The sequence below is a fragment of the Brenneria roseae subsp. roseae genome, from assembly GCF_003115845.1.
GTDB lineage: Bacteria > Pseudomonadota > Gammaproteobacteria > Enterobacterales > Enterobacteriaceae > Brenneria > Brenneria roseae.
Map to the genome: position 1 here is coordinate 31,700 of NZ_KZ819026.1, position 15,554 is coordinate 47,253.

A 15,554-nucleotide genomic window follows, 5' to 3' on the forward strand; every position below is an offset into this window, starting at 1 on the left:
ATGGCATACAAGCGGCCCGTTTCGGTTCTGGTGGTGATTTATGCCCGTGATACCGGGCGGGTGCTGATGTTGCAACGGCGTGATGATCCTGACTTCTGGCAGTCGGTTACCGGCAGCATAGAAGAAGGTGAAAGTGCGTCGTTTGCCGCACGGCGTGAGGTTAAAGAAGAAGTTAATATTGATGTATCCGCTGAGGCGTTATCACTCTTTGACTGTCAACGCTGTATTGAGTTTGAGCTATTTGCTCATTTGAGACGTCGCTATGCACCGGGAGTGACGCACAATACGGAACATTGGTTCTGTCTGGCGTTGCCCGAAGAACGCGAGGTGGCCATTACTGAGCATCTCGCTTACCAGTGGCTGGATGCGCCCCGCGCGGCGCAGTTGACCAAGTCATGGAGTAACCGGCAGGCGATTGAGGAATTTGTTATTTATCCGGCCTAGAACAGGCTTTTTTCGGAGATTTTTATGGCAGGTCATAGTAAGTGGGCCAACACAAAGCATCGTAAAGCAGCACAAGACGCCAAGCGCGGTAAGATCTTCACCAAGATCATCCGTGAATTGGTCACCGCGGCCCGACTGGGCGGCGGCGATCCGGGGTCAAACCCGCGTCTGCGAGCGGCGATCGATAAGGCTCTGTCCAACAACATGACGCGCGACACCCTGAACCGTGCCATTGCCCGCGGTGTGGGCGGTGACGAAGACAGCAACATGGAAACCATCATTTACGAAGGTTACGGCCCTGGCGGCACGGCGGTCATGGTGGAATGTCTGAGTGACAACCGTAACCGTACCGTTTCCGAGGTGCGTCACGCATTTACCAAATGCGGCGGTAACCTGGGAACCGATGGTTCTGTTGCCTACCTGTTCACCAAAAAAGGCGTGATCGCTTACGCACCGGGCCTGGATGAAGACACGGTAATGGATGCGGCGCTGGAAGCGGGCGCAGATGACGTCGTGACTTATGATGACGGCGCGATCGATGTTTTCACTCCGTGGGAAACCTTCGGTGAAGTGAAGGACGCACTGGATGCGGCCGGTCTGGTGGCGGAATCCGCAGAAGTTTCCATGATACCGTCCACCAAGGCAGACATGGATGCAGACACCGCACCGAAACTGATGCGCCTTATCGACATGTTGGAAGACTGTGATGATGTACAGGAGGTTTACCACAACGGTGAGATCTCCGACGAGGTGGCGGAGCTGCTGTAATGGCAGTCCGATAATGCAGGGGAAACCACGCCATACTGACAAACGAACCGGTGGAGCGGTGCGATGACAATTATTCTGGGCATCGACCCCGGTTCGCGTGTCACAGGTTACGGCATTATCCGCCAGCAGGGTCGTCAACTGACCTACCTGGGCAGCGGATGTATCCGAACCGTAGTGGATGATATGCCGACGCGGCTTAAGCTGATCTACGCCGGCGTGAGTGAAATTATCACGCAATTTCGCCCAGACTGTCTGGCCATTGAACAGGTGTTTATGGCGAAGAACCCCGATTCGGCGTTAAAGTTGGGGCAGGCGCGCGGCGCGGCGATTGTCGCGGCCGTGAACCAGGACTTACCGGTTTCGGAATATGCTGCCCGACTGGTGAAACAAACGGTTGTTGGTACGGGGGCGGCAGATAAAAAGCAGGTGCAGCATATGGTGCGCTCGCTGCTGAAACTATCCGCCAGTCCGCAGGCCGATGCGGCCGACGCGCTGGCAATCGCCATCACTCACTGTCACTTCAGCCAAAACCTGATTCGTACCGCGACCGGGAAAATCAATCCGTTAGCGGGGCGGTTACGCTGAAGTATGAGGCTGGATATTCATCCAGCCTTTTTTATGCTATAAGCTATACCCTATTCTTTACTGATAAACGTAAAAGGAAGATCAACGTGATAGGTCGTCTCAGAGGCATTATTCTGGAAAAACAACCGCCGCAGGTGCTGATTGAAGCCAACGGCGTTGGCTATGAAGTCCACATGCCGATGACTTGCTTTTACGAACTCCCTGATTTGGCGCAGGAAGCGGTGATTTTTACCCACTTTGTGGTGCGTGAGGATGCGCAACTCCTGTTCGGTTTCAATGATAAACAGGAAAGAGCGCTGTTCCGCGAACTGATCAAAGTGAACGGCGTGGGGCCGAAACTGGCGCTGGCGATTCTTTCCGGCATGTCTGCCACGCAATTTGTCAGTGCGGTCGAACGGGAAGAGATTGGCGCACTGGTGAAATTGCCCGGCGTGGGTAAGAAAACCGCCGAGCGGCTGGTGGTTGAAATGAAAGATCGTTTCAAAGGCTTAAGCGGCGATCTGTTTAACCCGGTTGGCGACGTTCCGCCGGCGGCCTCGCCGTCCGCTGTTGATAAAAACGCATCCGATCCTGAAGTTGAGGCGGCCTCCGCGCTGATTGCGCTGGGCTATAGACCGCAGGAAGCGAGCCGGTTGATTGCAAAAGTTGCCCATCCGGATTCAGACTGCGAAACCCTGATCAGAGACGCGTTGCGCGCTGCGCTGTGAGGTATTCATGATTGAAGCTGATCGTTTGATTTCCGCAGAAGCGATTCCTGAAGAGGAAATCATAGACCGCGCCATCCGTCCGAAACTGTTGACGGAATATGTAGGTCAACCTCAGGTTTGTGAGCAAATGGAGATTTTCATTCAGGCCGCTCGCAAACGCGGCGATGCGCTGGATCATCTGCTGATTTTTGGTCCTCCGGGTTTGGGGAAAACCACGTTGGCTAATATCGTCGCCAACGAAATGGGCGTCAATCTGCGTACAACATCCGGGCCGGTATTGGAAAAAGCCGGAGATCTGGCGGCGTTGCTGACCAATCTCGAACCCCATGACGTGTTGTTTATTGATGAAATTCATCGTTTGTCGCCGGTAGTGGAAGAGATTTTGTATCCGGCGATGGAAGATTATCAGTTGGATATCATGATTGGCGAAGGGCCAGCCGCGCGTTCCATCAAACTGGACCTGCCGCCGTTTACGCTCATCGGTGCGACTACCCGGGCCGGTTCACTGACATCCCCGCTGCGTGATCGCTTTGGCATTGTTCAGCGCCTTGAGTTTTATAAGGTTGCGGATTTACAGCACATTGTCAGCCGTAGTGCGCAATGTCTGGGGCTGGATCTGACGCATGACGGTGCGCTGGAAGTGGCGCGTCGATCGCGTGGCACGCCGCGAATTGCTAACCGGCTGCTGCGCCGGGTGCGGGATTTTTCAGAAGTCAAATCCGAAGGGGCGATCACCGCCGAGGTCGCGACTCAGGCGCTGGATATGCTGGCAGTGGACACCGAAGGATTCGATTATATGGATCGGAAACTGCTGCTGGCGATTATCGAGAAATTTACGGGCGGCCCGGTTGGGCTGGATAATCTGGCGGCGGCGATCGGCGAAGAGCGGGAAACGATTGAAGATGTGCTGGAGCCCTTTCTGATTCAGCAAGGTTTTATTCAGCGCACGCCACGCGGACGAATGGCCACTCAGCATGCGTATCGTCATTTCGGTCTGATACGCGAGGAGTAAATCCCCGCGTGATGCATTCCTTTTATGACCAGCCTGGCTTGAGTCAGGCTGGTTGTTTCTTGATTAAACTGGCAACAAACAGCAGCGATGCGCAAAGTACCACGGATGGGCCGGCGGGAGTGTTGTAACCAGCAGAGAACGCCAGTCCTCCCGTAATCGCAATCGCCCCCGCAATAATCGCCAAACCTGCCATTTGCTCCGGCGTTTTCGCAAAACGTCGTGCACTAGCCGCAGGAATAATCAACAGCGATGTGATGATCAGCGCGCCGACAAACTTCATGGCGATACCAATGGTCAACGCCGTGACCAGCATCAGAATCAGTTTGGTTCGCTGAAGTTTCACGCCATCGACATGCGCCAGCTCAGGGCTGATTGTCATAGAGAGCAGGGCGCGCCATTGCCATATCATCACCGTCAACACCACCGCCACGCCGCAGCCGATAATCCAGAGATCGTCTGATGTTACCGAGAGTAAATCGCCAAACAGATAAGCCATCAGATCAACGCGGACATTGTCCATCAGGCTGACGACGACCAGCCCCAGTGACAGCGCACTGTGCGCCATAATGCCCAGTATGGTATCAATCGCCAAATACGGACGACGCTCCAGCCATACCAGCCCTAACGCCAACGCCAGCGTAACGGCAATGACCGCGTAAAAGAGATGAATATCCAGCAGCAGGCCGAAAGCCACCCCCAGTAATGACGCATGGGCCAGCGTATCGCCAAAATAGGACATTCGTCGCCAGACAACAAATGAGCCAAGCGGGCCAGCCGCCACGGCCAGAAAAATCCCTGCCAGCCAACCGGGTAGAAGCAGTTCAATCATTGACCACGCCTCCCTGTCTTTTCAGAACAATGCGGCCATGCAAGTCATGACGGTGATTATGGTGATGACGATAAATCGCCAACTGCTCGGCGCCGCGATGACCAAACATGGCTAAAAATTCGGGATGTAAAGAGACCACTTCCGGGGTGCCTGAGCAACAGATGTGTTGATTGAGACACAGCACTTCATCGGTTTTCGCCATCACCAGATGGAGATCGTGCGAAACCATCAGCACGCCGCAATTGAATTCCTGCCGTAGCTGGTTGATTAAATCGTAAAGGGCAAGCTGACCATTCACATCCACACCCTGTGTCGGTTCATCCAACACCAAAAGCTGGGGCCGGTTCAGCAACGCCCGGGCCAGCAGTACGCGCTGTGTTTCGCCGCCCGATAGTTTTTGCATCGGTTGTTCCAACAGGTGAGCTGCCTGTACACGTTTGAGCGCGGGCAGGATATCCTGCTGTTTCACCCCGGGACGCAGGCGCATAAAACGGCTGACGGTTAACGGCAGCGTGGCATCGAGGTGCAGTTTCTGCGGAACGTAACCGATACGTAACCCCGGGGTTTGTTGCAGGGTGCCGGAAGTTGGGGTCAGTAATCCCAGAACGACTCTGACCAGCGTCGATTTCCCCGCGCCGTTCGGCCCCAGAAGCGTAAGAATTCGTCCCGCATGTAAAGACAACGAGATATCTGACAGCACTTTCCGGCTGCCAAATGTAACGGAAATATTATTGAGTGATACCAAAGTGGACATATAATTCGATTTGCACAGACTCTGTAATGTTATAATATAACAAACTACACGTTAAAAATCGATGAGATAGCCTTCAATGCAAAAGCGTATTCAGCAAAATAAATGGTTAAAAAGTGTGTTTGTTGCCAGCGCCCTGATAACGGCGGGGGCTTCGATTAATGCCGCTTCCGCTGCTGTGGTGACTTCAATCCGTCCGTTGGGATTCATTACTTCGGCGATAGCGGAAGGCGTGATCCCAACAGAAGTATTGCTGCCTGATGGCGCGTCGCCCCACGATTATGCCTTGCGCCCGTCTGATGTCCAGCAATTACAGTCTGCCGATCTGGTTATTTGGGTTGGTCCGGAACTGGAAGCCTTTTTAGGGAAACCGCTGTCACAGATTCCGGCAGCAAAACAGATTACACTGGCGAACTTGCCCGCCATCAAGGCCGAACTGGTAAAAGAATCGGCTCATCAACATGAACACGATCACAGCGGTGAGACGGATCATGGCGCTCAGCATGGCGACGAAATCCACGATACCCACGCCGATGAGGATCACGATCATCATCATGCGGCGACTGAGGCAGGGCATGACGAAGAGGACGATGGACACCATCATGGCGAGTACAATATGCACATTTGGCTCTCACCGGAGATGTCAAAACAAGCGGCAATTGCAATTCATGCAAAATTATTGGAACTTATGCCTCAAAATAAAGACAAACTAGACGCGAATCTGCTTTATTTCACGGATAAAATCGCGCAGACAGATGAAAAAGTTGCTAAGATGCTAGCGCCTGTGCAGGGTAAGGGATATTTCGTGTTTCATGATGCCTATGGCTACTTTGAGAAACACTACGGTCTAAGTCCATTAGGGTATTTTACGATTAATCCCGCGATTCAACCTGGTGCACAGCGCTTACATCAAATTCGAACACAGTTGGTTGAGCGTAAAGCCGTATGTGTTTTCGCTGAACCGCAATTCAGGCCAGCCGTTATTAATGCTGTTGCCAAGGGAACTGACGTGCGCTCGGGCGTGCTGGATCCGTTGGGAAGCAATATCAAACTGGGTAGAGATAGCTATGCGGATTTCTTGTTGCAGCTATCAAACCAGTATCGGAGCTGTCTGGAGGAAAAATCATGAGGATGCGAATAAGTGCAGCAGATAGTCCGAACTATCGCTCTGGCGTATAACAGCTTACCAAGACCCCATCGCGTCATGCTGGGGTCGCTTACCGTTATGACATTGGCCGTTGCTGTTTGGCGGCCTTTTGTTTATCCCCCCGTTAATGATGCCCCGGTCGTTGTGAAAGATATCGCGTTGGAAGCCAACCAGCTGCGCACGCTGACCCCGGAAGCGAGCGAACCGATCGACCAGCCCGTACCGGATGATGAAATTCCGCAGGATGAACTGGATGACAAAGTCTCCGAAGAAAGCGGCGTGCACGAATATGTCGTATCCATGGGCGATACGCTGAGCAGTATTCTTACGCAGTACGGCATTGATATTGCCGATATCACGCAGCTTGCAGAGCAAAATAAAGATCTGCGTAATCTGAAGATTGGACAGCAAATCTCCTGGGGGCTGGGTGAAAATGGCGAACTACAGAGTTTGACATGGCAAATGTCCCGCCGCGAAACCCGCATCTATGAACGTGTCGGTTCTGATTTCAAAGAAAGAATCGAGATGTTGAAAGGAGAGTGGCGTAACACCGTCCTGAATGGTCGTCTGAACGGTAGTTTTGTCAATAGTGCTAAAAATGCCGGTTTGACCAACAGTGAAATCAGCGCAGTGATCAAAGCACTGCAATGGCAGTTGGATTTCCGTAAATTACGCAAAGACGACACGTTCTCTGTGCTGATGTCCCGTGAAATGCTGGATGGCAAGAGTGAGCAAAGCGAGCTGTTGGGCGTGCGCCTGAATACCGGCGGAAAAGATTATTACGCCATACGCGCGGAAGACGGCAAATTCTACGATCGTGAAGGCTCTGGTTTGACGCGCGGATTCTTGCGTTTCCCGACGATGAAACAGTTCCGTATTTCTTCCAACTTCAATCCTCGTCGTCTTAACCCGGTTACCGGACGCATTGCCCCGCATAAAGGTGTCGATTTCGCGATGCCGGTTGGTTCGCCGGTGCTGGCGGTAGGCGATGGTGAGGTTGTGATCGCCAAACGCAGTGGGGCGGCAGGTAACTACGTCGCCATTCGTCATGGTCGTCAGTACACCACGCGCTACATGCACCTGAACCGTATCCTGGTGAAACCGGGACAGAAAGTGAAACGTGGCGATCGCATCGGTTTGTCTGGTAACACCGGTCGTTCTACCGGCCCGCATTTGCACTATGAATTCTGGATCAACCAGCAGGCGGTCAACCCGCTAACGGCCAAGTTGCCGCGTTCTGAAGGGCTGGAAGGTAAAGAGCGCCGCGATTACCTGGCTCAGGTAAAAGAAGTGGTTCCACAACTCGCGTTTGACTGATTCTGTGTGGCGTTTTTTCTGCCGGGAGCTTGCTGCCGGCATTTTCATTTATATCCCCGTCATACTTCAGGTTGCAGGCGCGTTGGCTTTGTTACCCGGCCCATTGGGGCCGCCTTCCTGCACTCGAATTATTTAGGATATAGGTTTCTGATTTTTGATTGTGCCTTTATGATGGCGGCGGCTAATGGCGAAGCCGTCATGGGCAATGATCATTATCTTGTGATTTATTTGAAGAGTTTATGCATGGAAAACGAGAAAAAAACGAGCGCTGAGTTTGTTCCTCAGTTCCAACGGGCCTTTTACCACCCGCGTTATTGGGGCGTCTGGCTGGGGGTTGGTGCGATGGCGCTTGCTGCTTATGTTCCTGCTCGTTTAAGAAACCCGGTATTGGGGGGAGTGGGACGCTTTGTTGGCCGTTTGTCGAAAGGCGCTCGTCGCCGTGCCCGAATCAATCTGCTGTACTGCATGCCGGAGCTGACTGAAGAACAGCGTGAAACCATTATCGATAATATGTTCGCGACGGCGCCTCAGTCGATGATCATGATGGTGGAAGTCGGTATCCGCAACCCCAAAAATGTCGAAAAGTATGTTCGCTGGCATGGTGAAGACATACTGAATAAATTGAAGGAACAGCAGCGAAATGTGATCTTTCTGGTGCCGCATGGTTGGGGCGTAGACATTCCCGCCATGTTGATGACATCACGCGGGCAGCGTATGGCCGCCATGTTCCACAACCAGAAAAATGCTTTGATAGATTACTGGTGGAATCGGCTGCGACGCCGCTTCGGTGGCCGTATCCACGCGCGTAATGATGGTATCAAACCGTTTATCAGCTCGGTGCGTAGCGGATGTTGGGGATATTACCTGCCGGACCAGGATCATGGTCCGGAGCATAGCGAATTTGTTGATTTTTTTGCTACTTACAAGGCTACACTGCCTGCGGTGGGGCGTTTAATGAAAGTCTGCCGCGCCGATATCGTTCCGCTGTTTCCTGTGTATAACGCCAAAGAGTGCTGTCTGGATGTCTTTATCCGTCCGCCGATGGATGATTTGGTGGATGCCGACGATAAGTATATTGCTCGTCGTATGAATGAAGAGGTGGAAATTCTTGTCAGACCGAATCCAGAGCAATATACGTGGATTCTGAAACTGCTGAAAACCCGTAAACCGGGAGAGATTGAGCCCTACTGCCGCGACGATCTGTATCGAGACTAAGTCAAATAGACAGGCTCGTTAAAAAAGCCGGATGATGAATCATCCGGCTTTTTTGATCGATATACTTTTTTAATCGATGTCTTTCGTACCGGTAGGCGATTATTCCACGCGCAGAATACGAATGGTGTTGGTGGTGCCAACCGTACCCATTACGTCGCCCTGTGTCACAATAACCAGATCCCCTGACATCAGGAATCCCTTATCACGCAGCAGGAGGACAGCATCGTTAGCCGCGGCAACGCCATCGGTATAGCTGTCAAAATGTACTGGCGTAACACCACGGTACAGCGCGGTCAGGTTCAGCGTATGCTCATGGCGCGACATGGCAAAAATGGGCAAACCGGAACTGATGCGAGACATCATCAGCGCGGTACGACCCGATTCGGTCATGGCAATCAGCGCAGTTACCCCTTTCAGGTGGTTAGCGGCATACATGGAAGACATCGCGATAGATTCTTCCGTGTTGTCAAACTGCACATCAAGACGATGTTTGGAAACATTGATGCTGGGGATCTTCTCGGCGCCAAGACAGACTTTCGCCATGGCGGATACCGTTTCCGCCGGATATTGCCCCGCGGCCGTTTCGGCGGAAAGCATCACGGCATCGGTACCGTCCAGCACGGCGTTGGCCACGTCCATTACCTCTGCACGGGTTGGCATCGGGTTGGTGATCATGGACTCCATCATCTGTGTGGCGGTGATGACAGCACGATTAAGCTGACGTGCGCGGCGGATCAGTTTCTTTTGAATACCCACCAGTTCCGGATCGCCGATTTCAACCCCCAAATCGCCACGGGCAACCATCACGACATCAGAGGCCAGAATAATGTCATCCATGGCTTCATCTGAACAAACGGCTTCCGCACGTTCGACTTTGGAGACGATCTTGGCATTACAGCCGGCGTCACGAGCCAGACGACGGGCATAGTTCAGATCTTCACCCGTACGCGGGAAAGAAATGGCCAGGTAATCCACGCCGATTTTTGCGGCGGTGATGATGTCCGCTTTATCTTTTTCTGTTAATGCTTCGGCAGAAAGACCGCCGCCCAGCTTGTTGATCCCTTTGTTGTTTGACAGGGGACCGCCGACGGTGACTTCGGTATACACTTTCATGCCTTCAACCTGAAGGACTTTCAACTGTACGCGGCCATCATCCAGTAACAGGATGTCGCCGGGGACCACATCGGCCGGCAGGCCTTTGTAATCGATACCCACTTTCTCTTTATCGCCTTCACCTTTGGACAAATTGGCGTCCAACAGGAATTTGTCGCCTACGTTCAGGAAGATTTTGCCTTCCTTAAAGGTGGACACACGGATTTTCGGTCCCTGCAAATCGCCTAGAATGGCAACATGGCGACCTAATCTGGCCGCAATTTCGCGAACTTTGTTGGCACGTAATTGGTGATCTTCTGGTGTGCCGTGGGAAAAATTCATGCGTACTACGTTAGCGCCCGCGCTAATAATCTTTTCAAGATTATTGTCACGGTCGGTAGCTGGCCCCAAGGTGGTGACAATTTTGGTTCTTCTGAGCCGTCTGGACATGTATAACTCCGTTGACTTGTGAAGCAGTAGTGTTGCGATTAATGTCGGATAACTCTGTAAAGTGTAACTTTACAACGAAATTATTTCATCTATACCTTCATTATACCGTTCATCGTCAAAAGTGTGTCGATACTGACTTTGTTCGCTTTCCGATTGCCTGCTTCCCGGTATGCCGGAAAAACATCAGATTGCTGCTGTCTGACCATGCTTGTCACGATGGTGGTATCCGTTACCCGAATGCCGAGTTGAGTCTGTCTTGTTGTTATTCTCTCTTTAGGGTGCGGTGGCTATAATAGCGTAAAAATAAAACAGCTTAAATATTAATAAATTATCTGAAAGGGTTATTGAATTTTTCTTCCTTATCAAACCGCGATTCGCGTAATGCTTCCTTGACCCGCTTCAAGTTATCCCGGAATTTTGCTCCGCGTCGCAGCGTAAAGCCGGTTGCCAGCACGTCAATGAGCGTCAATTGCGCGATACGTGAAACCATCGGCATGTAAACGTCGGTGTCCTCTGGCACATCAACCCGTAGCGTCAATGAGGCTTCGCGCGCCAGCGGGGTGCCGTCCGATGTAATGGCAATGACGGTGGCGTCGTTCTCTCTGGCCAACAGCGCCATTTCTACCAGACTTTTTGTCCGACCGGTGTGGGAAATCAGCACCACGACATCGCCATCGCTGGAATTCATGCAGCTCATTCGCTGCATGACGATATCATCAAAATAGACCACGGGAATATTGAAACGGAAGAACTTGTTCATCGCGTCGTGCGCAACCGCCGCAGAGGCCCCGAAGCCAAAAAAGGAAATCTTTTTCGCCTGGGTAAGCAGATCTACCGCCCGGTTGACGGCAGTAATATCCAGACAGGATTTCACATGCTCCAGCCCGGCCATCGTCGATTCAAAAATTTTGCTGGTATAGGCATCAACACTATCATCTTCTTCGACGTTACGGTTTACATAAGGTGTGCCGTTCGCCAGACTTTGGGCCAGATGCAGTTTAAAATCGGGAAAACCCTTGGTTTCCAGACGGCGACAGAAGCGGTTGACGGTGGGCTCGCTAACGTCAGCCATCTTTGCCAGCGTGGCGATACTGGAGTGAATTGCTGTTTGCGGAGTGCTCAGGATAGCTTCGGCAACCTTTCTTTCTGACTTGCTTAAAAGTTCCAAACGACTCTGAATTTTTTCCAGCATGTTCATATAACAAAGGCCATATAAGTTTTTTCCAATTTCAACCAAAGGCGCAACCGATGCGAATTTCGTGAAAATATACTACGACCCTGTAACGGTTGGCAGGGGAAAAAACGTGAAGTTGAGCGCTTTTTTTACCAGAACATGACTTGTGTCTAACTTTCAGAAAAGTAATCCGCTGTCAGAAACGATAAAAAGTTTCTCTTTTGGGCATATGCAACAGGCATTTTAGCCAGAATAACAGGCCGGCTTTTTATGGACTCTACCTGGCTTAGATCGGATTTTGAGTTTTTGTTGCGGTTTACTGGCTATAGTCAAAAAGAGTACATTATTGCTGTAATAAAATTACAGCATCCTGCAACGAGGAGATGAACATGGCGGTAACTTCAACAGCCCAGGCATGCGACCTGGTTATTTTCGGTGCCAAGGGCGATCTGGCGCGCCGTAAATTGCTGCCTTCCCTGTATCAGTTGGAAAAAGCGGGCCATATCCACCCGGAAACCCGGATTATCGGCGTTGGCCGGGCAGAGTGGGATAAAGAAGCGTATACCGGCGTGGTGCGAGATGCGCTGGAAACGTTTATGAAAGAACCCATTGACGAGGCGTTGTGGGAAACATTGAGCGGCCGATTGAGTTTCTGCAATCTTGACGTTGAAGATACGAAGAACTTTAGCCGGCTGGGCAAGATGCTCGACCAGAAGAATCGTACTACCATTAACTATTTCGCCATGCCGCCCAGCACCTTTGGCGCGATTTGCCGTGGTCTGGGCACCGCCGGGTTAAACAATGAACCCGCGCGCGTGGTGATGGAAAAACCGTTGGGGACCGATTTAGCGTCCTCTCGCGTTATTAACGATCAGGTTGCAGAGTACTTCAATGAGTGTCAGGTCTATCGTATCGACCATTATTTGGGTAAAGAAACGGTATTGAACCTGCTGGCGCTGCGTTTTGCCAACTCCCTGTTTTCCGCGAACTGGGATAATCGTACGATTGATCACGTACAGATTACCGTAGCGGAAGAAGTGGGGATCGAAGGACGCTGGGGCTATTTTGATCAGGCCGGTCAGATGCGCGATATGATTCAGAATCACTTGTTGCAGATTCTGACCATGATTGCCATGTCGCCGCCGTCTGATTTGACGACCGATCGTATCCGCGATGAAAAAGTGAAGGTATTGCGTTCACTGCGTCGTATCGATCGTTCCAACGTGCATGAAACGACGGTGCGCGGGCAATATACCGCTGGCTTCGTTCAGGGACATAAAGTGCCGGGTTATCTGGAAGAAGAGGGCGCGAATAAAACCAGCAGCACCGAAACCTTTGTTGCGATTCGCGTCGATATTGATGACTGGCGCTGGTCTGGTGTGCCGTTCTACCTGCGTACCGGTAAACGTCTGCCGACGAAGTGTTCTGAAGTTGTCGTGTATTTCAAAAATCCAGCGCTGAATCTGTTTCGTGATTCCTACCAGCAGTTGCCGCAGAATAAGCTGATTATTCGTTTGCAGCCGGATGAAGGCGTTGAAATTCAGATTCTTAACAAGATCCCGGGGCTGGAACACAAACACCGTCTGCAAACGGTAAAACTGGACCTGAGCTTCTCCGAAACGTTCAATCAGCAGCATCTGGCGGATGCGTATGAACGCCTGTTGCTGGAAACCATGCGCGGTATTCAGGCTTTGTTTGTGCGCCGTGATGAAGTGGAAGAAGCCTGGAAATGGGTGGATTCAATCATGGATGCCTGGTCAATGGATAATGACGCGCCGAAGCCTTATCAGGCGGGAAGCTGGGGGCCGGTGGCTTCCGTTGCGATGATTACCCGCGACGGACGTTCCTGGAACGAGTTTGAATAATAACTAATTAAAGATACCCGACCGGTTTCAATATATGGCGTGCGGCCGCGTCTGGCTGTCAACGTGCAACAGTGGAATAGGGCGGGTATACATGATGTTGTGGCGTCCTGCTATTGGCCGCCGCGGATTGGGTAGTTGCAGTTTTTAATGTATGGCTAACGGTGCGGTCGGACATCTGCAATCAATGCAGATCCCTGTGGCAGGGGCGCGCTATATAATTAATGATGCCTGCGGGCATGACTGGAGATAACTTTTGATGAAAAACTGGAAAACGAGCGCGGAACAGATTTTGACAGCGGGCCCTGTTGTTCCTGTGATTGTGGTAAACAAATTGGAGCACGCGGTACCTATGGCAAAAGCGTTGGTCGCGGGCGGCGTTCGCGTTCTGGAACTGACATTGCGTACCGACTGCGCCATAGAAGCGATTCGCGTTATTGCAAAAGAAGTGCCTGACGCTATTGTTGGCGCAGGTACGGTAACCAACCCTCAGCAACTGGCTGCTGTCATCGAAGCGGGTGCTCAATTCGCCATTAGCCCGGGACTGACCGAGCCGTTGCTGAAAGCGGCTACCGAAGGCACTATTCCGTTGATCCCCGGTATCAGCACGGTTTCTGAACTGATGCTGGGTATGGATTACGGTTTGCGTGAGTTCAAATTTTTCCCGGCTGAAGCCAATGGCGGTGTGAAAGCGCTACAGGCTATCGGTGGCCCATTCGCGCATATCCGTTTCTGCCCGACTGGTGGCATTACGCCGAAGAACTACCGCGATTATTTGGCGCTGAAAAGCGTACTGTGCGTAGGCGGTTCCTGGTTGGTACCGAATGATGCGCTGGAAAGCGGCGACTACGCGCGTATCACTGAACTGGCTCGTGAGGCGGTTGAAGGCGCGAAAGCGTAATTCAACTTTGCAGATTGGCAAAAGCCACCCAAAATGAAACGGGTGGCTTTTTTATGGCCCGCCATCTCTGGCGGGACGTCGCTATTTCTCAGCCATTGACCTTGACCGCCGCGGCGGCTTTTTTCGCTAATATCACCGCGTCGTCCGTCGTTTCCGCCATTGCCAGCGCAACGCCCATGCGGCGCTTTCCGCTGATGTCCGGCTTGCCAAACAGGCGGATCTGCGTGTGGGGCAGCAAGGCCTTTTCCAGTCCCTGATAGCGGACATTCCGGCTATCCAGTTCCGGTAGGATCACGGCAGAAGCGGCGGCGCCATATTGCCGAATCGCGCCAATCGGTAATCCCAGAAACGCGCGTACATGTAAAGCGAACTCAGACAGATCCTGAGAGATCATCGTTACCATGCCGGTATCGTGAGGGCGAGGGGATACTTCACTGAAAATCACGTCATCGCCACAAATGAACAGTTCAACGCCGAACAAGCCGTAACCGCCGAGCGCTTTGACGACCTGACTGGCAATCGCCTGCGCTCGTTCCTGCGCCAGTTTGCTCATCTGCTGCGGCTGCCAGGATTCACGATAGTCGCCGTCTTCCTGACGGTGACCAATTGGCGCACAGAAATGAATACCGTCAACGGCATGGATGGTCAGCAGCGTGATCTCGAAATCGAACTTGACCAGCCCTTCAACGATAACCCGTCCGCCGCCAGCCCGGCCACCTTGCTGCGCATATTGCCAGGCCTGTTTCAATTGCTGCGGTTCACGGATCAGGCTTTGGCCTTTGCCGGAGGAACTCATCACCGGTTTAACAATACAGGGATAGCCAATATCAGACACGGCCTGCTGGAAACTCGCTTCACTATCCGCAAAACGGTAGGTGGAGGTCGGCACCCCCAGCTTTTCCGCAGCCAGACGGCGAATACCTTCTCTATTCATCGTCAGGCGGGTAGCTTCGGCGCACGGAACCACATGGTGACCCTGTTGCTCCAGCGTCACCAGCATATCGGTGGCGATGGCTTCAATCTCCGGCACGATGTAATCCGGACGCTCCGCTTCAACCAGGGCTTTTAACGCTTCACCGTCCAGCATGTTAATGACATGGCTGCGATGCGCGATCTGCATTGCAGGCGCATCGGCGTAGCGATCAACGGCAATAACTTCAATACCCAGGCGTTGACACTCAATCGCCACTTCTTTGCCTAACTCGCCGGAACCGAGCAACATCACGCGTGTAGCATCGGTACGCAGGGCCGTTCCAATTGTTAACATAACGTCTACCTGATCGGGTTGTAAAAAATCGTC

At 52.2% G+C, this 15,554-nt stretch carries 15 protein-coding genes; 10 read left to right on the plus strand and 5 right to left on the minus strand.

All coding sequences use genetic code 11. From position 1 onward, the window contains the following. From nudB to ruvB, 5 genes are all read left to right on the plus strand, one after another. Positions 1-444 carry a dihydroneopterin triphosphate diphosphatase gene (nudB, locus tag DDT52_RS07900; RefSeq protein ID WP_136155865.1) on the plus strand — a complete coding sequence of 148 codons (444 nt, stop codon included), beginning with the start codon at positions 1-3 and terminating at the stop codon, positions 442-444. Between the two features lie 24 nt (positions 445-468). Further along, positions 469-1,212, plus strand: coding sequence for a YebC/PmpR family DNA-binding transcriptional regulator (locus DDT52_RS07905; RefSeq protein ID WP_136155866.1), 744 nt, complete (start codon positions 469-471; stop codon positions 1,210-1,212). A 63-nt stretch (positions 1,213-1,275) separates the two neighbouring features. Further along, the gene (gene ruvC / locus DDT52_RS07910) at positions 1,276-1,797 is read left to right on the plus strand and encodes a crossover junction endodeoxyribonuclease RuvC (RefSeq protein ID WP_109054914.1); all 522 of its coding nucleotides are present in this window, start codon (positions 1,276-1,278) and stop codon (positions 1,795-1,797) included. A gap of 86 nt (positions 1,798-1,883) precedes the next feature. Beyond that, the gene (ruvA, locus tag DDT52_RS07915; RefSeq protein WP_136155867.1) at positions 1,884-2,504 is read left to right on the plus strand and encodes a Holliday junction branch migration protein RuvA; all 621 of its coding nucleotides are present in this window, start codon (positions 1,884-1,886) and stop codon (positions 2,502-2,504) included. 7 nt (positions 2,505-2,511) lie between these two features. Then, on the plus strand, positions 2,512-3,516 hold the full coding sequence (gene ruvB / locus DDT52_RS07920) for a Holliday junction branch migration DNA helicase RuvB (RefSeq protein WP_136155868.1): 1,005 nt from the start codon (positions 2,512-2,514) through the stop codon (positions 3,514-3,516). A gap of 43 nt (positions 3,517-3,559) precedes the next feature. Here the strand turns inward: ruvB and znuB are convergent, their stop codons facing one another. Both znuB and znuC read right to left on the minus strand, forming a co-directional pair. Next, positions 3,560-4,345 carry a zinc ABC transporter permease subunit ZnuB gene (gene znuB, locus DDT52_RS07925; RefSeq protein WP_109054917.1) on the minus strand — a complete coding sequence of 262 codons (786 nt, stop codon included), beginning with the start codon at positions 4,343-4,345 and terminating at the stop codon, positions 3,560-3,562. Then, positions 4,338-5,099, minus strand: coding sequence for a zinc ABC transporter ATP-binding protein ZnuC (znuC, locus tag DDT52_RS07930; RefSeq protein ID WP_136155869.1), 762 nt, complete (start codon positions 5,097-5,099; stop codon positions 4,338-4,340). Before znuC ends, znuB begins: the two co-directional genes overlap by 8 nt. 76 nt (positions 5,100-5,175) lie before the next feature. On the opposite strand from znuC, the gene znuA reads away from it, so the two are divergent. The 3 genes from znuA (at position 5,176) to lpxM (ending at position 8,775) form a co-directional block, all read left to right on the plus strand. Further along, positions 5,176-6,225 (plus strand): zinc ABC transporter substrate-binding protein ZnuA, encoded by a 1,050-nt coding sequence (znuA, locus tag DDT52_RS07935; RefSeq protein ID WP_136155870.1) that lies wholly within the window; start codon positions 5,176-5,178, stop codon positions 6,223-6,225. A gap of 12 nt (positions 6,226-6,237) precedes the next feature. Further along, a complete protein-coding gene (gene mepM, locus DDT52_RS07940; protein ID WP_136155871.1) occupies positions 6,238-7,560 on the plus strand; it encodes a murein DD-endopeptidase MepM in 1,323 nt (440 codons plus the stop codon). A gap of 243 nt (positions 7,561-7,803) precedes the next feature. After that, on the plus strand, positions 7,804-8,775 hold the full coding sequence (gene lpxM / locus DDT52_RS07945; RefSeq protein ID WP_136155872.1) for a lauroyl-Kdo(2)-lipid IV(A) myristoyltransferase: 972 nt from the start codon (positions 7,804-7,806) through the stop codon (positions 8,773-8,775). A 99-nt stretch (positions 8,776-8,874) separates the two neighbouring features. Here the strand turns inward: lpxM and pyk are convergent, their stop codons facing one another. Next, on the minus strand, positions 8,875-10,317 hold the full coding sequence (gene pyk, locus DDT52_RS07950) for a pyruvate kinase (RefSeq protein ID WP_136155873.1): 1,443 nt from the start codon (positions 10,315-10,317) through the stop codon (positions 8,875-8,877). A gap of 328 nt (positions 10,318-10,645) precedes the next feature. Further along, positions 10,646-11,515 carry a MurR/RpiR family transcriptional regulator gene (locus DDT52_RS07955; protein ID WP_109054923.1) on the minus strand — a complete coding sequence of 290 codons (870 nt, stop codon included), beginning with the start codon at positions 11,513-11,515 and terminating at the stop codon, positions 10,646-10,648. Between the two features lie 365 nt (positions 11,516-11,880). Here DDT52_RS07955 and zwf point away from each other — a divergent pair, with 365 nt between their 5' ends. Further along, positions 11,881-13,356 carry a glucose-6-phosphate dehydrogenase gene (gene zwf / locus DDT52_RS07960; protein ID WP_136155874.1) on the plus strand — a complete coding sequence of 492 codons (1,476 nt, stop codon included), beginning with the start codon at positions 11,881-11,883 and terminating at the stop codon, positions 13,354-13,356. 256 nt (positions 13,357-13,612) lie between these two features. Beyond that, on the plus strand, positions 13,613-14,254 hold the full coding sequence (locus tag DDT52_RS07965) for a bifunctional 4-hydroxy-2-oxoglutarate aldolase/2-dehydro-3-deoxy-phosphogluconate aldolase (RefSeq protein ID WP_109054925.1): 642 nt from the start codon (positions 13,613-13,615) through the stop codon (positions 14,252-14,254). 88 nt (positions 14,255-14,342) lie between these two features. On the opposite strand, the gene purT is transcribed toward DDT52_RS07965, so the two are convergent. Beyond that, the gene (gene purT / locus DDT52_RS07970) at positions 14,343-15,521 is read right to left on the minus strand and encodes a formate-dependent phosphoribosylglycinamide formyltransferase (protein ID WP_136155875.1); all 1,179 of its coding nucleotides are present in this window, start codon (positions 15,519-15,521) and stop codon (positions 14,343-14,345) included. Between the last annotated feature and the right edge of the window lie 33 nt (positions 15,522-15,554).

Bases quoted from the DNA above. Each gene is read 5' to 3' on its own strand.
- nudB (WP_136155865.1), top strand. From the start codon at position 1: ATGGCATACAAGCGGCCCGTTTCGGTTCTGGTGGTGATTTATGCCCGT.
- DDT52_RS07905 (WP_136155866.1), top strand. From the start codon at position 469: ATGGCAGGTCATAGTAAGTGGGCCAACACAAAGCATCGTAAAGCAGCA.
- ruvC (WP_109054914.1), top strand. From the start codon at position 1,276: ATGACAATTATTCTGGGCATCGACCCCGGTTCGCGTGTCACAGGTTAC.
- ruvB (WP_136155868.1), top strand. From the start codon at position 2,512: ATGATTGAAGCTGATCGTTTGATTTCCGCAGAAGCGATTCCTGAAGAG.
- znuB (WP_109054917.1), bottom strand. From the start codon at position 4,345: ATGATTGAACTGCTTCTACCCGGTTGGCTGGCAGGGATTTTTCTGGCC.
- znuC (WP_136155869.1), bottom strand. From the start codon at position 5,099: ATGTCCACTTTGGTATCACTCAATAATATTTCCGTTACATTTGGCAGC.
- znuA (WP_136155870.1), top strand. From the start codon at position 5,176: ATGCAAAAGCGTATTCAGCAAAATAAATGGTTAAAAAGTGTGTTTGTT.
- lpxM (WP_136155872.1), top strand. From the start codon at position 7,804: ATGGAAAACGAGAAAAAAACGAGCGCTGAGTTTGTTCCTCAGTTCCAA.
- pyk (WP_136155873.1), bottom strand. From the start codon at position 10,317: ATGTCCAGACGGCTCAGAAGAACCAAAATTGTCACCACCTTGGGGCCA.
- DDT52_RS07955 (WP_109054923.1), bottom strand. From the start codon at position 11,515: ATGAACATGCTGGAAAAAATTCAGAGTCGTTTGGAACTTTTAAGCAAG.
- zwf (WP_136155874.1), top strand. From the start codon at position 11,881: ATGGCGGTAACTTCAACAGCCCAGGCATGCGACCTGGTTATTTTCGGT.
- DDT52_RS07965 (WP_109054925.1), top strand. From the start codon at position 13,613: ATGAAAAACTGGAAAACGAGCGCGGAACAGATTTTGACAGCGGGCCCT.
- purT (WP_136155875.1), bottom strand. From the start codon at position 15,521: ATGTTAACAATTGGAACGGCCCTGCGTACCGATGCTACACGCGTGATG.